This window comes from Acinetobacter sp. ACZLY 512 (assembly GCF_023614015.1).
GTDB classification, from domain to species: domain Bacteria; phylum Pseudomonadota; class Gammaproteobacteria; order Pseudomonadales; family Moraxellaceae; genus Acinetobacter; species Acinetobacter soli.
Window position 1 is genome coordinate 394,818 of record NZ_JAKIVI010000002.1, and the last position, 13,230, is coordinate 408,047.

The following is a 13,230-nucleotide window of genomic DNA, read 5'->3' on the forward strand; positions in this document are numbered from 1 at the left end:
AGCAGAACATCAAGTTAAGTCCCTTCACGCATTCAACATCGTGCATTCAACAACGCATCTGTTTTTGTCTGTAGCTGCATTATGGAGGGTTTTTTTTAGAAAAAAAGAGTCAAAATGGCTTGTGACGACACACCCTGTCGCAACATTATTTTGTCATTACACATTTTCAACCATCAAAAAAAGCGCCGTTCTAGAGCTGATCGTTGTTGGCGTGTCATTACAACGCCATATCCTCAAAAAGCAGTGTTTTTTAATTTTTTTTTGCGCGATACGTTTCAAAATTTATCAATTGACGTGTTGGGCTAAAGGGCTGGATTGGATGGGAATTTCATATAAAAAACGCCGCTCATTGAGCAGCGTTCAAAGCCTGAAAATCGAGCCTTTTAGGCACGTGTCAGATCCTTGTCATGTACCCCAAGTAAATACAGCACACCGTCCAAACCTACACTCGAAATGGCCTGATTGGCATTTTGACGCACCAATGGCTTGGCACGAAATGCCACACCCAATCCGGCAATCGACAGCATTGGCAGATCGTTCGCGCCATCACCAACCGCAATGGCCTGTTCAAGTGAAATGCCCATTCGCTGTGCCAGATCACGCAACAGTTCGGCTTTACGGGCGCCATCAACAATGGCACCTTTTACCTCACCAGTCACCACACCTGCCTCAACATCTAAAATATTGGCATGTACTTCGTCTATACCGAGTTTATCTTGTAGATATTCGGCAAAATATTGAAAACCACCCGATAAAATCGCGGTGCGGTAGCCCAATGCTTTTAAGGTCGAAATCAGACGCTCTGCCCCTTCGGTAATAGTCAGACGTTCGGCAATACGCGGCAATACCGAGGCATCCAAACCTTTAAGCAGCGCCACACGTGCACGGAAGCTTTGCTGGAAATCCAGCTCGCCCTGCATGGCACGCTCAGTAATTTCAGCCACCTGCTCGCCAACCCCTGCTTCACATGCCAGTTCGTCAATCACTTCTTGCTCAATCAGGGTCGAATCCATATCGAAACAGACCAAACGACGATTACGGCGATAGGCGTTGTCTTCTTGAACTGCCACATCGATATTGAGTTCACCAGAAAGACTTAAACATGCCGCGCGCATGGCCTGAGCATCGAGCATTTGCCCACTTAAACCAAACTGTACACAGGCACGTTGCGGTGCATCTTGCTGCGAACCCAGTGCTGGGCGGCCTGATAAACGGGTCACTGTTTCAATATTGAAGCCCTGATCGGAGACAATTTTGGTAACAGCTTGTAAATGTGAAGCGGTCAATTCTGGCGCCAATGCAGTCACGATATAGCGTGTACGGCCACCTTCGCTGACCCACTGATCGTATTCTGCACTTGAGATGGGTTTAAAGCGCACAGTCAGTCCAATATCATGTGCTAGAATCAAAATTTCCTTCATCGCTAGTGCTGTAGCGGTTTCGTCATCGGATGCAACCACGATGCCCAAGGTGAGCTGATTATGAATAACGGCCTGGCCGACATCTAGAATATGTAAGGAATGAACGGACAATACCTGCATTAATCGGGTGAACTGATTAGGTTGGTCGGGTCCCAAAAAAGAGATAAGAATGATTTCTCGCATGAATTGACTCGGGTTTGAGCTACAACTATTGTAAGAATCATAATCGAAATTGAATCTATTTGCCTTGGAAGTTTACGTTGAATGCACCTCGACAAGGGCTATTTGCTAGCCTATTAATCGTAAGTTTTGCTTTGCATACCTTTTTAATGGTGATTGCAACCACCCATCAACTCAATGAGAACCGTGCGAGTCAGGGGCAACTGATGACCAGTCAACTGGTCACCGACAGTCTGACCGAGCTGGAACCGGCCAATACGGTATCCTTGGCATTGATTGCCAACCGTTATGCCACCAACCCAAGCGTGGCCTCAATCCGTATTCTGGATGCCAACAAACAGGTACTGGCCACCAGTGGTATGGAAAAAACTCGCCAAGGTGAAGTGTTTGTACGGGATGCACTGCAAAACGAAAAGAAAGTCGGCACCATTGAAATCACGCTGATTAAACCCAGCATTGGTGAAATCTTAAGAACCCAGTGGTTGACCATTTTGGCCATGTTTGTGATTCACTTGCTCCTCTGGCTGGCATATCGCGCCATTGCTCGCCCAAGCCGCAGTGAATATTTGGCACGCATCAACAGTGAAACTCGCTTAAAGCATGAAATCCAGCAATTGATTCAGGCGCTTGAAACAGAAAAGCAAAATACCATCACCTTGGTGGCACAGGCCAAACAGCAGGCGCAGCAAAAAGCCATTCAGATTCCAGACGTGGTATTGCCTGAGCACACGCAAGGCGATCAGGCGGTGGCACTGAATATTCAGTTTTACGATCCGAAACAATTACTCAATAGCGTCAACCAGTCTGTTTCGGTGCCCTACTTCAAGCTCTGCCAGATCTTTTTACAAAAAAGCATTGAGCTGAGCTGCAAGCATTACCATGTGAATCCAAACGAGATTCAGGTGGTCAATGAGTTTCAGCAGCAGGGCGCCAACTTGATCATGAGTAAGCCAACTACACAAGGTACACTGTGTTTACTCATGACAGGCGCAGTGTTCCAGTTGCTTTCTGACGTACTGTACAAGCGTTATCGTGAAGACAAACGTTTTGCCCTGCAAACCCGTTTTGCCGTCTCGACTGCCGTTGAGGCCATGCAACTTAATCCACTCGAGGCAGCGCAGCGCCTGACTGGCTATTTGCATGCCAAAGAATCTGCATTGCACCTCAATCACCATCAGCTTAAAGTAGTGGGTGAGGCATTCCAGTTGGTTGCCATGCCGAATCCAAGTAATGTGATGACCCGTCATGCCTTTATGATGAACGGTATGAACAATGACTGCGCCGAGACTGCACAGCGTATTCGCACCGAGATTCTGATGGGAAAAAAGGCACGCGCATCGATTGATGCCTCTTTAGACCATACCTCAAAAATCTAAGTCCGCTTTCACATCACCAAAACCCGCGCTGGCGGGTTTTTTTTGTTTTTTATGCGCTGAATTATCAGAAAATGCGAAAAGTTCATTCTTTTTATGACTAAAACGTTGATTATTTCGTGGACAGAATGCTTTAATTTCGATCCATTTAGGCTTTTCAAGTGACTTCGGTTCTGTGTATAAAGAGATGCCAGAAAGTAAATGCATGCAGCATAGGCAAATTCGGTGAAAACACGCTAAACTATGCTGCAAATTGTGAAAGATAATCGTCTTCGGACACAGTGAGAAGGGAAAGGCTTATGCCACTAAGTGATGTGGAAGCGCTTGTCGAAGATATCCGTGCAGGCAAAATGGTCATTCTAATTGATGATGAAGACCGTGAAAATGAAGGTGATCTAGTCATTGCTGCGACGCATGTACGTCCGCAAGACATCAACTTTATGATCACGCACGCGCGTGGACTGGTCTGCCTGACCTTAAGTCGTGAACGCTGCCAGCAGTTAAACCTGCCTCTCATGGTCGACCAGAACGGCGCACAGCACAGCACGAACTTTACCTTATCAATTGAAGCCGCAGAAGGCATCACCACCGGTATTTCGGCAGCAGAACGTGCCCACACCATTCGCACTGCCGTGGCTGCGCATGCCAAACCAAGCGATATTGTACAACCGGGCCATATCTTTCCTTTAATGGCACAACCAGGCGGTGTTCTTCACCGTGCCGGTCATACTGAAGCAGGCTGTGATCTGGCTCGTCTAGCCGGGCTTGAACCTGCGTCGGTGATTTGCGAAATCATCAACGAAGACGGCACCATGGCACGTCGCCCCGATTTAGAAGTCTTTGCAGAAAAGCATGGTTTAAAGATTGGAACCATTGCCGATCTCATTCATTACCGTATGACCAATGAACAGACGGTCGAGCGCTTGAGCCAGCAAACTATCGAAACCGAATACGGTCACTTTGAGCTCTTCCGCTACCGTGAAGTTGGAAATCCGGATATCCATCTGGCACTGGTCAAAGGTGAGCCGCGTGAAGGCGTTACCACCGTGCGTGTTCATGGCTTTAACCCGACCCGCGACTTGCTCAAACTCAATAAGCAAGGCGGTGAGCCGGCGTGGAATCTGGATCGTGCTTTAAGCACCATTGCTGCCGCAGAGCGTGGCGTATTGGTCTGGATTGGACAGGATCATTTACAAGATTTGGGCCCTGCCCTTGAAAGCTTGACCAAACCGAAACCGTTAAAATCAAATGCTGCGCTGTCACAGCAATATCAAACGATTGGGGTCGGTGCACAAATTTTACGTGATTTGGGCGTGGAAAAAATGAATCTGCTCAGTTCACCTTTACGTTTTAACGCGCTGTCTGGCTTTAACTTGGAAGTGGTGAAATACATCACCGCAGATCAAACTCTAGAAAACTAATCGAGGTTGTTATGGCAATTCGCCGTATTGAAGGTTTATTACATCTCGCGAGCGAAGGCCGTTACGCGATTTTAGTGGGTCGTTTTAACAGTTTTGTCGTTGAGCATTTACTCGAAGGTGCAATTGACACCTTGAAACGTCATGGCGTTAGCGAGGATAATATCACTGTTGCTTACGCACCAGGTGCTTGGGAATTGCCAATCGTTGCTAAAAAATTGGCTGATTCTAACAAATTTGATGCCATTATTGCTTTAGGCGCAGTCATTCGTGGAAGTACTCCACATTTCGACTTCGTTGCAGGCGAATGTGCCAAAGGCCTTGGTGTGGTTGCACTTGAAAGTAGTCTTCCGGTTATCAATGGTGTATTGACAACTGACAGTATCGAACAGGCAATTGAACGTTCGGGTACAAAAGCAGGTAATAAAGGTTCTGAAGCAGCCTTAACTGCAATTGAAATGGTTAATCTGTTAAAGGCAATCTAAAGCATGTCGCAAACACTCCAAGCCGCTTATGCAGCGAAACGTAAAGCACGTCGTTTTGCTGTACAAGGCATTTATGAATGGCAAATGAGCCACAACCCTGTGCATGAAATTGAAGCACGTACCCGTGTCGAAAATGCGATGCACAAGGTCGATCTCAGCTACTATCATGAATTGCTCACGCAAGTGGTTGCACAACATGAAACATTGGATACGTTACTTGTTCCGGTACTAGACCGCGAACTCAGTGCCCTGGATGGCGTCGAATTGGCAACCTTACGTTTAGGTGCATATGAACTTCGAGACCATCTCGAGATCCCGTATCGTGTTGTTCTGGACGAAGCGATTGAGCTGGCCAAACATTTTGGTGGTGCCGATAGCCACAAATACATCAATGGTGTTCTTGATCGTTTGGCTTCTCGACTTCGTGAAGCTGAAAAACAACAAGCCAACTAAGGCGTGTTGCGTGCATGGCTGAGTTTTCTGTAATTGACCAATATTTTTCCCGTTCGGCCTTACATGGCGATGAACTCGGTGTTGGTGACGACTCAGCCCTGCTTACGCCGCCACATGGCCAGCAACTGGTCATCTGTACAGATACCCTGATTGCGGGTCGGCATTTTCCACTTAGCACCTCTGCCCATGCCATTGGCTGGAAAAGTGTTGCAGTTAATTTGTCTGATATTGCTGCAATGGGAGCTAAACCACACAGTATTTTGCTGGCACTTAGCCTTCCTAAAGTCGATCATGACTGGTTAAGTGAGTTTAGTCGTGGCCTATATCAATGCTGTGATCAATTTGGGGTACACCTGATTGGTGGCGATACCACACAGAGCCCGCACCTCACTATTACGGTGACGGCGCTTGGTTATGTCGATCAGCAGCAAGCCGTATGCCGATCTGGCGCACAGGTGGGTGACTATGTAGTGGTCAGTGGTCAAGTGGGTGACGCTGCCTATGGTCTGGCACATTTAGGCTCTGCCTTGCAGCAGCGACTGGATTATCCAACACCACGCTGCGAACTCGGACAACGCCTGAAAGGGCTTGCATCAAGCATGATTGATGTGTCCGACGGTTTGGCCCAAGATCTGGGGCATATTTTAAAAGCATCTCATGTTGGGGCGCAGCTCGACCTTGAGCAGCTACCGCTCGACCCTGCACTCGAAGCGCTTGAAAATACAGCCAAGTGGCAGTTTGCACTTGCAGGGGGCGATGACTATGAGCTGTGTTTTACCATCTCACCTGAACATTTTGAACAACTTCAACAGCATTCGCTCGATACCAAAATCACAAAAATTGGTCAGATTACCGCACAACAACAATTGACCTATCATTATCAAGGACAGGACTACCCGCTTCAACTGCATGGATACCAACACTTTGCCTAAACCTTCAATCGACTTCAAACGCATGTCTTGGTTCAATCGCTGCATCGTATTTTGTGGTGTTGGCTTTGGTTCAGGCTTGGCGCCCAAAGCACCCGGCACTTTTGGCTCGGCCTTTGCCTTACTGTTCATTCCGTTTTGGGTCTGGATCGGTTTTTATCCAAGTGTGGCTCTGATTGCACTGATGAGTGTAATCGGGATTTTTTTCTGTGGGAAAACCGCAGAACTGATGGATGTACACGATGATGGCCGGATTGTCTGGGACGAATTTGCAGGACAATCGATTACCGTATTGCCTTTAATCTATTTTAATCTAATGGATGTAAAATGGGCCCTCATCAGTTTTGCCCTATTCCGGCTGTTCGATGTGTGGAAGCCGTGGCCCATTCGAGTGATTGATCGACAGGTGCATGGCGGATTTGGCATTATGCTTGATGATCTGATTGCAGGGCTCTGGGCTGCACTGTGTATTTTGATATATTTATCACTGGTCTAAACCGTTAAGTAGGTTATTCATGACAACGACCGTTATTATTCTTGCTGCGGGCAAAGGAACGCGTATGCGCTCTAGCCTTCCTAAAGTATTACAGCCTTTGGCGGGCCGTCCTTTGCTCGGACACGTCATTCAAACGGCAAAACAACTGCATGCACAAAATATTATTACCATCTATGGACACGGTGGTGAACACGTTCAGCAACAATTTCAGCAAGAAAATATTCAGTGGGTTGAGCAAGCCGAACAACTGGGCACAGGTCATGCGGTTCAGATGACGTTACCCGTGTTACCACAAGAAGGCATGTCACTGATTTTGTATGGCGATGTGCCGTTGGTGCGCCAAGAAACTCTCGATCAGCTCCTTGCCGTATCAAGTGCGACAGGCATTGGCATGATCACGCTCAATGTGGACAATCCGACCGGATATGGACGTATCATTCGTGACAACGACAAGATTCAGGCGATTGTGGAACATAAAGATGCCACTGAGCAACAGCGTCAGATTCAGGAAATCAATACCGGCATCTATTGCGTCAGTAATCAGAAACTGCACGCATGGTTACCAAAGCTATCGAATAACAACGCCCAAGGTGAATACTATCTCACCGATATTGTGGCCATGGCCGTTGCCGACGGTTTGGAAATTGCATCAATTCAGCCCGAACTGGCCTATGAAGTAGAAGGCGTCAATGACCGTCTACAACTGGCAGCGCTCGAGCGCGAATTTCAATTGCAACAAGCCAAAAGCCTGATGCAACAGGGTCTCACCTTGAGTGATCCGGCTCGTTTTGATGTACGTGGTACGCTCAAAATCGGACAAGATGTCAAAATCGATATCAATGTGATTATTGAAGGTGACTGTGAACTGGGCGATTTTGTCGAAATTGGCGCGGGTTGCGTATTAAAAAATACCCGTATTGCTGCTGGCACAAAAGTGCAACCTTACAGCGTGTTTGAAAATGCGGTTGTGGGTGAAAATACCCTGATCGGACCATTTGCGCGCTTGCGTCCGGGTGCAGAGCTGGCCAACGACGTACACATCGGCAACTTCGTTGAAGTGAAAAATACCCGTATCGGGGTCGGCTCAAAAGCCAACCATTTTACCTATCTGGGCGATGCCGAAGTTGGTGCTGGTTCGAATATTGGTGCAGGGACCATTACCTGCAATTATGATGGTGCAAATAAATTTAAAACCGTGATTGGCGATGCTGCATTTATTGGCTCCAACAGTTCACTGGTTGCACCTGTACATATTGGTAATGGTGCGACCGTGGGTGCAGGTTCGGTGATTACCCGTGATGTGAGCGACAATGCACTGGCATTTGAGCGCGCGCAACAAATTGAAAAAGCAAATTATCAACGTCCGCAAAAGTTGAAAAAATAAGAGGTATTAGGCATGTGTGGTATCGTCGGAGGCGTTGCAGAACGCAACATTAGTGAGATTTTAATTGAAGGTCTCAAACGCCTTGAATACCGCGGATACGACTCTGCGGGCGTTGCATTGGTGAGTCCATCGCATATCCTGCGCGAGCGCCGTGTAGGAAAAGTGGCCAATTTGGCCGAGGCCGTTGTACAGAGCAAATTAAGCGGCTCTCTAGGTATTGCACATACACGTTGGGCCACGCATGGTAAACCGACCGAACACAATGCACATCCGCATATTTCGGGTGATGTGGCTGTGGTGCACAACGGTATTATTGAAAACTATCAAGAGCTTAAAGATGACCTAGAAGCGCTAGGCTATGTCTTTACCTCACAAACCGACACCGAAGTCGTGGCGCATCTGGTGCATCATGCGCTTAAAGAGCAAACCAGTTTGCTCGATGCGGTTCGTAGCGTAGTGCCAGAGCTTAAAGGCGCTTATGCGCTGGGTATTATGCATAAGGATCATCCAGATGAGTTGATCACCGTACGCGAAGGTTCGCCTTTGGTGATTGGTGTGGGGATTGGTGAAAACTTTATCAGTTCAGATCAGTTGGCGCTTTTACCTGTGACCAATCGCTTTGTGTATTTGGAAGAAGGTGATATTGCCCGTCTGACCCGTGACAGCATTGAAATTTATGCACATGGCGAAAAAATCGAGCGTCCGGTTAAAGAGCTTGATGCTGCGGTCAGTAATGCATCAAAAGGCGAATACAAGCACTACATGCTCAAAGAGATTTATGAGCAGCCTGAAGCCATTCAACAAACCATTTCACAAGCCTTAAATGGCAATGCATTGCGTGATGATTTCTTGCACTTGGCCGAAGTGGATTTTAAACAGATCCAAAACGTACAGATTATTGCCTGCGGTACCAGTTACCACGCCGGTATGATTGCCAAGTACTGGTTTGAGCAATTGATTAATGTGCCATGTCAGGTGGAGATTGCCAGCGAGTTTCGTTATCGCTCACCAGTGATTGTGGCGAATACTTTGTATATCTGTATTTCTCAGTCTGGTGAAACTGCCGATACCTTGGCAGCGCTACGTGACACACAAAAGCGTGCCAAAGCCAAAGATATTCAGATCTCGACCCTAACCATTTGTAACGTGGCCACGTCATCGATGGTACGCGAAACAGATCATCATTTGCTAACCCTCGCAGGCCCAGAAATTGGCGTGGCATCGACCAAAGCCTTTACCACTCAGCTTGCAGCATTGATGCTGCTCATTTTGAAAATTGGTCAGGTGAAGCAGCAAATTGCCGCTGAACAAATTTCAGAGATTGCATCGCAATTGTGGCATTGTCCAAAAGTCATGCTCGATACTTTGCAACACAATACGGAAATTTTACGTTTATCTGAACTGTTTGTTGAGAAGCAGCACTGCTTGTTCTTGGGCCGTGGTACACATTATCCGATTGCCCTTGAAGGTGCATTAAAACTGAAAGAAATTTCGTATATTCATGCCGAAGGCTATGCCGCGGGTGAATTAAAACATGGTCCGTTGGCCTTGGTCGATAACGAAATGCCTGTGGTCATTTTGGCGCCGCAAGACGATATGCTCGATAAACTAAAATCGAATATGGAAGAAGTTCAGGCACGTGGCGGTGAACTGTTTGTGTTTGCCGATGAAAACAGCGGTATTCGCGACAAAGACCGTCAGCATGTGGTTTTAATTCCAGATGTGAATGCTTGGCTGGCACCGATTGTGTACAGTATTCCGGTACAGTTACTGTCGTATCATGTGGCGGTATTGCGCGGTACAGATGTCGATCAGCCACGTAACCTTGCAAAATCAGTTACCGTAGAGTAAGCAACTGATTTTGAAAACTAATTTTGTATGAGAGTACTTTATAAATACTACTTAATAAAGTCTCATACTGAATTACTTAAAAATCCACACAAGCGATGCTCTAGAAAAGCATCGCTGTGTGGATTTTTTTATGCTTATGAAGTAAGCCGCTAAATTTAGATTCTATTTGGCATCAACAATTCAACCTGCATCTATTGCAGGTTTTTTTATCTATTTAAATTTTTAACTATCAATATAATTACATTATTCATAAATAAATTTCGTATTGCGTAATTATAAAAAATCCGTATGATGAAAGATAAAGAGATTACTGATATGCCAAGGAATGCTGACATGAGCGCGCATTTATCTTCATTTATCGAGGTTTCCCCGACTTCGGATTTTCCTATTCAGAATTTGCCTTACGGAATTTTTAGCGAAACCACAACAGGTAAACGCCGTGTAGGCGTGGCACTCGGCGACTGGGTGGTCGATCTGGCGGCACTTGAGCGTGCAGGGCTTTTAACTCTCCAAGAGGGTGAACAGTTTTTCGACCAACCCACCTTAAATAAATTTATTGAAAGTGGTAAAGCGTATTGGCACAGCACGCGACAAACCTTGCAGCGCTTATTGTCTAAAAATGAATCGACGCTTCGCGATAACACCGCACTTCGTCAGCACGCTTTTTATCAGCAAAGCGATGTGGTGATGCATTTACCTGTACATATTCCGGGCTATACCGATTTTTATTCGTCTAAAGAACACGCCACCAATGTGGGCTGCATGTTTCGTGACCCCAAAAATGCGTTATTGCCGAACTGGTCTGAGCTACCTGTGGGCTATAACGGACGCGCCAGCTCGGTGGTGGTAAGCGGTACCAATATTGTGCGTCCATCGGGTCAAATCAAATTGCCCGATCAGGAGCGTCCTGTCTTTTCAGCCTGTCGCAAGCTGGATTTTGAACTGGAAACGGGCTTTATTGTGGGCAAGGCAACTCACCTAGGTGAACCGATTTCAATTGAAAACGCATGGGATCATATTTTTGGTGTGGTGCTGTTTAACGACTGGTCGGCGCGCGATTTGCAACAGTGGGAATATGTACCACTCGGGCCGTTCAATGCCAAAACTTTTGCCTCTTCCATCTCGCCATGGATTGTCACGCTAGAGGCACTTGAACCGTTTCGAACGCATTCGCCACAACAAGATCCACTGCCACTGGCTTATTTACAAGAAGATCTTTCGGCCAACAGTTACGACATTCATTTATCGGTAGAACTCAAAGCTGCCGAACAACAACATGCAGATGTGATTTGCAGCACCAATTTTAAATATATGTACTGGTCGATGGCACAACAACTAACTCATCACACGGTGGCAGGCTGTAATGTACAAGTGGGTGACTTAATGGGGTCAGGTACTATTTCTGGCCCGACTCCAGATTCTTATGGCTCGCTGCTTGAACTCACATGGAATAATACGCGCCCATTACAACTTTCAAACGGTGAGCAGCGCGGCTTTTTACAAGATGGCGATACGCTAATCATGAAAGGCTATTGTGAAAAAAATGGCTTACGGATTGGCTTTGGCGAAGTGACAGGCACGATCTTGCCGGCACGTCAATTCGCTTTTCAAGAAACCGAAGCACAGGAACGCACCGACTATGCAACTGTATAGCTATTTTAGAAGCTCGGCGGCGTTTCGAGTCCGCATTGCACTTGCTATTAAAGGACTGACTGCCGAAATTGTACCCGTTCATTTACTTCAAGATGGCGGTCAGCAACACTCACCTGCGTATGTACAGCTTAATCCGAGCGAGCTGGTGCCGACCTTAAAAGATCAAGAGCATGTTCTGACCCAGTCGCTGAGTATTCTTGAATATCTTGAAGAGCAATATCCAGATCCAAGACTTTTGCCGCAAGCGGCCCATTTACGCGCCCAAGTTCGTGCCTTTTGTCTCAATATTGCCTGTGATATTCATCCGCTAAATAACCTGCGGGTACTGCAATATTTAACAGGTACGCTTAAGCTCTCTGATATCGAAAAAAATCAATGGTATCAGCACTGGATCGTGACTGGCCTAAATAGCCTAGAAGCCCAATTACAGGCGACGGCAGGTAAATTTTGTTTTGGTGATCAGCTGACCATGGCAGATTGCTGTCTGATTCCACAAGTTTATAACGCCAAACGCTTTCAAATTGATTTAAGCGCCTATCCACTCATTGAAGCGGTCTATGCACAGTGTATGACCCTCCCCGCGTTTATTGAAGCGGCGCCAGAACAACAACCCGATGCTGCATAAAATAAGGACATGAGCATGACATTTAAAATCGAACAAATCCACCATGTGGCTTATCGCTGCAAAGACGCCAAAGAAACCGTCGAATGGTACAAAAAGAATCTGCATATGGATTTTATTTTGGCCTTTGCCGAAGATCATGTGCCCTCAACCAAAGCCTTCGACCCATATATGCATCTGTTTTTAGATGCGGGCAATGGCAACGTCTTGGCATTTTTTGAGTTGCCACATCAACCGGATATGGGCCGAGATGAAAATACCCCGAAATGGGTACAGCATCTGGCACTGCGTGTAAAAGACGAAGCCACCTTACTTGAGGCCAAAGCACATCTGGAAAACAATGGTGTGGACGTTCTAGGCGTGACCAATCACGGAATTTTCCACTCGATTTACTTTTTCGATCCGAATGGACACCGTATCGAACTCACTTATGATGATCCGCGCTCGCCTGAAAAGATTGCAAAAATTACCGATCAGATCAAACAAGAGATGCTAGACGAGTGGACACGCACCAAACGCGCCCCACATCATACACAGTTTTTACATGCTGAAGAATTGAGCGAAATCTAATTTTGAGGAGTTATGTATACTGGCGCTATTTTTTTGATTTTTCATGCTATGTTCGAGGCATGCCGCAATAAGCAGCCCCATAATATGGTATAAGCAGGAGAATGCTTTGGACATACAAAAAATAGAAGATGGCAAACAGGGTATGTTTCAGGCCCTAGATGACGACAAAGTCGCGGGTGAAATGCACTTTACTTGGGTAGGCGATCATAGCCTGAGTATTGACCACACCGAAGTCGAAAGTGCGTATCGTGGAAGAGGCATTGGCCGTGAGTTGCTCGATGCATTGATCAACTTTGCTCGACAAGATCAAATCAAGGTCATTCCACTTTGCCCATATGCAAAATCGGTATTTGATAAACGCCCTGAATTGCAAGATGTGTTGCGAGACGCATAAA

At 46.5% G+C, this 13,230-nt stretch carries 14 protein-coding genes; 12 read left to right on the top strand and 2 right to left on the bottom strand.

Going from position 1 to position 13,230, the window contains the following annotated elements; genetic code table 11:
• Positions 1-383: 383 nt before the first annotated feature.
• Positions 384-1,604, bottom strand: a complete 1,221-nt coding sequence (gene serB / locus L2096_RS04280) for a phosphoserine phosphatase SerB (RefSeq protein WP_004933741.1) — start codon at positions 1,602-1,604, stop codon at positions 384-386.
• Between the two features lie 59 nt (positions 1,605-1,663).
• Here serB and L2096_RS04285 point away from each other — a divergent pair, with 59 nt between their 5' ends.
• Positions 1,664-2,977 carry a hypothetical protein gene (locus L2096_RS04285; protein WP_171063718.1) on the top strand — a complete coding sequence of 438 codons (1,314 nt, stop codon included), beginning with the start codon at positions 1,664-1,666 and terminating at the stop codon, positions 2,975-2,977.
• On the opposite strand, the gene L2096_RS04290 is transcribed toward L2096_RS04285, so the two are convergent.
• Complete coding sequence (locus L2096_RS04290; protein WP_048765242.1) at positions 2,966-3,181, bottom strand: hypothetical protein; 216 nt, start codon at positions 3,179-3,181, stop codon at positions 2,966-2,968. The genes L2096_RS04285 and L2096_RS04290 overlap by 12 nt on opposite strands.
• Before the next feature lie 92 nt (positions 3,182-3,273).
• Between L2096_RS04290 and ribBA the strand changes: the two genes are divergently transcribed.
• From ribBA to L2096_RS04345, 11 genes are all read left to right on the top strand, one after another.
• Positions 3,274-4,395 (top strand): bifunctional 3,4-dihydroxy-2-butanone-4-phosphate synthase/GTP cyclohydrolase II, encoded by a 1,122-nt coding sequence (gene ribBA / locus L2096_RS04295; RefSeq protein WP_004944690.1) that lies wholly within the window; start codon positions 3,274-3,276, stop codon positions 4,393-4,395.
• A gap of 11 nt (positions 4,396-4,406) precedes the next feature.
• Complete coding sequence (gene ribH, locus L2096_RS04300; RefSeq protein ID WP_004933736.1) at positions 4,407-4,877, top strand: 6,7-dimethyl-8-ribityllumazine synthase; 471 nt, start codon at positions 4,407-4,409, stop codon at positions 4,875-4,877.
• 3 nt (positions 4,878-4,880) lie between these two features.
• Positions 4,881-5,330 carry a transcription antitermination factor NusB gene (gene nusB, locus L2096_RS04305; RefSeq protein ID WP_004933735.1) on the top strand — a complete coding sequence of 150 codons (450 nt, stop codon included), beginning with the start codon at positions 4,881-4,883 and terminating at the stop codon, positions 5,328-5,330.
• A gap of 14 nt (positions 5,331-5,344) precedes the next feature.
• Complete coding sequence (gene thiL, locus L2096_RS04310; protein ID WP_076033210.1) at positions 5,345-6,262, top strand: thiamine-phosphate kinase; 918 nt, start codon at positions 5,345-5,347, stop codon at positions 6,260-6,262.
• Entirely contained in the window at positions 6,240-6,755 is a 516-nt protein-coding gene (locus tag L2096_RS04315; RefSeq protein WP_250364931.1) for a phosphatidylglycerophosphatase A family protein, read from the top strand. The genes thiL and L2096_RS04315 overlap by 23 nt, the downstream gene beginning before the upstream one ends.
• 19 nt (positions 6,756-6,774) lie before the next feature.
• Positions 6,775-8,139: a bifunctional UDP-N-acetylglucosamine diphosphorylase/glucosamine-1-phosphate N-acetyltransferase GlmU gene (glmU, locus tag L2096_RS04320; protein ID WP_004944682.1), complete on the top strand. Its 1,365-nt coding sequence runs from the start codon at positions 6,775-6,777 to the stop codon at positions 8,137-8,139.
• A gap of 12 nt (positions 8,140-8,151) precedes the next feature.
• Positions 8,152-9,990, top strand: a complete 1,839-nt coding sequence (gene glmS, locus L2096_RS04325; protein WP_250364932.1) for a glutamine--fructose-6-phosphate transaminase (isomerizing) — start codon at positions 8,152-8,154, stop codon at positions 9,988-9,990.
• Positions 9,991-10,323: 333 nt separating this feature from the next.
• A complete protein-coding gene (gene fahA / locus L2096_RS04330; protein WP_250364933.1) occupies positions 10,324-11,643 on the top strand; it encodes a fumarylacetoacetase in 1,320 nt (439 codons plus the stop codon).
• Positions 11,630-12,268 carry a maleylacetoacetate isomerase gene (gene maiA, locus L2096_RS04335; RefSeq protein ID WP_151746036.1) on the top strand — a complete coding sequence of 213 codons (639 nt, stop codon included), beginning with the start codon at positions 11,630-11,632 and terminating at the stop codon, positions 12,266-12,268. Before fahA ends, maiA begins: the two co-directional genes overlap by 14 nt.
• A 15-nt stretch (positions 12,269-12,283) precedes the next feature.
• Complete coding sequence (locus L2096_RS04340) at positions 12,284-12,835, top strand: VOC family protein (protein ID WP_004933698.1); 552 nt, start codon at positions 12,284-12,286, stop codon at positions 12,833-12,835.
• Positions 12,836-12,878: 43 nt separating this feature from the next.
• Positions 12,879-13,229 carry a GNAT family N-acetyltransferase gene (locus L2096_RS04345; RefSeq protein ID WP_350028480.1) on the top strand — a complete coding sequence of 117 codons (351 nt, stop codon included), beginning with the start codon at positions 12,879-12,881 and terminating at the stop codon, positions 13,227-13,229.
• The last annotated feature ends 1 nt before the right edge of the window (position 13,230 follow it).

Bases quoted from the DNA above. Each gene is read 5' to 3' on its own strand.
- L2096_RS04345 (WP_350028480.1), top strand. From the start codon at position 12,879: ATGCTATGTTCGAGGCATGCCGCAATAAGCAGCCCCATAATATGGTAT.
- L2096_RS04290 (WP_048765242.1), bottom strand. From the start codon at position 3,181: ATGCATTTACTTTCTGGCATCTCTTTATACACAGAACCGAAGTCACTT.
- ribBA (WP_004944690.1), top strand. From the start codon at position 3,274: ATGCCACTAAGTGATGTGGAAGCGCTTGTCGAAGATATCCGTGCAGGC.
- thiL (WP_076033210.1), top strand. From the start codon at position 5,345: ATGGCTGAGTTTTCTGTAATTGACCAATATTTTTCCCGTTCGGCCTTA.
- maiA (WP_151746036.1), top strand. From the start codon at position 11,630: ATGCAACTGTATAGCTATTTTAGAAGCTCGGCGGCGTTTCGAGTCCGC.
- ribH (WP_004933736.1), top strand. From the start codon at position 4,407: ATGGCAATTCGCCGTATTGAAGGTTTATTACATCTCGCGAGCGAAGGC.
- L2096_RS04315 (WP_250364931.1), top strand. From the start codon at position 6,240: ATGGATACCAACACTTTGCCTAAACCTTCAATCGACTTCAAACGCATG.
- glmU (WP_004944682.1), top strand. From the start codon at position 6,775: ATGACAACGACCGTTATTATTCTTGCTGCGGGCAAAGGAACGCGTATG.
- glmS (WP_250364932.1), top strand. From the start codon at position 8,152: ATGTGTGGTATCGTCGGAGGCGTTGCAGAACGCAACATTAGTGAGATT.
- serB (WP_004933741.1), bottom strand. From the start codon at position 1,604: ATGCGAGAAATCATTCTTATCTCTTTTTTGGGACCCGACCAACCTAAT.
- nusB (WP_004933735.1), top strand. From the start codon at position 4,881: ATGTCGCAAACACTCCAAGCCGCTTATGCAGCGAAACGTAAAGCACGT.
- fahA (WP_250364933.1), top strand. From the start codon at position 10,324: ATGAGCGCGCATTTATCTTCATTTATCGAGGTTTCCCCGACTTCGGAT.
- L2096_RS04340 (WP_004933698.1), top strand. From the start codon at position 12,284: ATGACATTTAAAATCGAACAAATCCACCATGTGGCTTATCGCTGCAAA.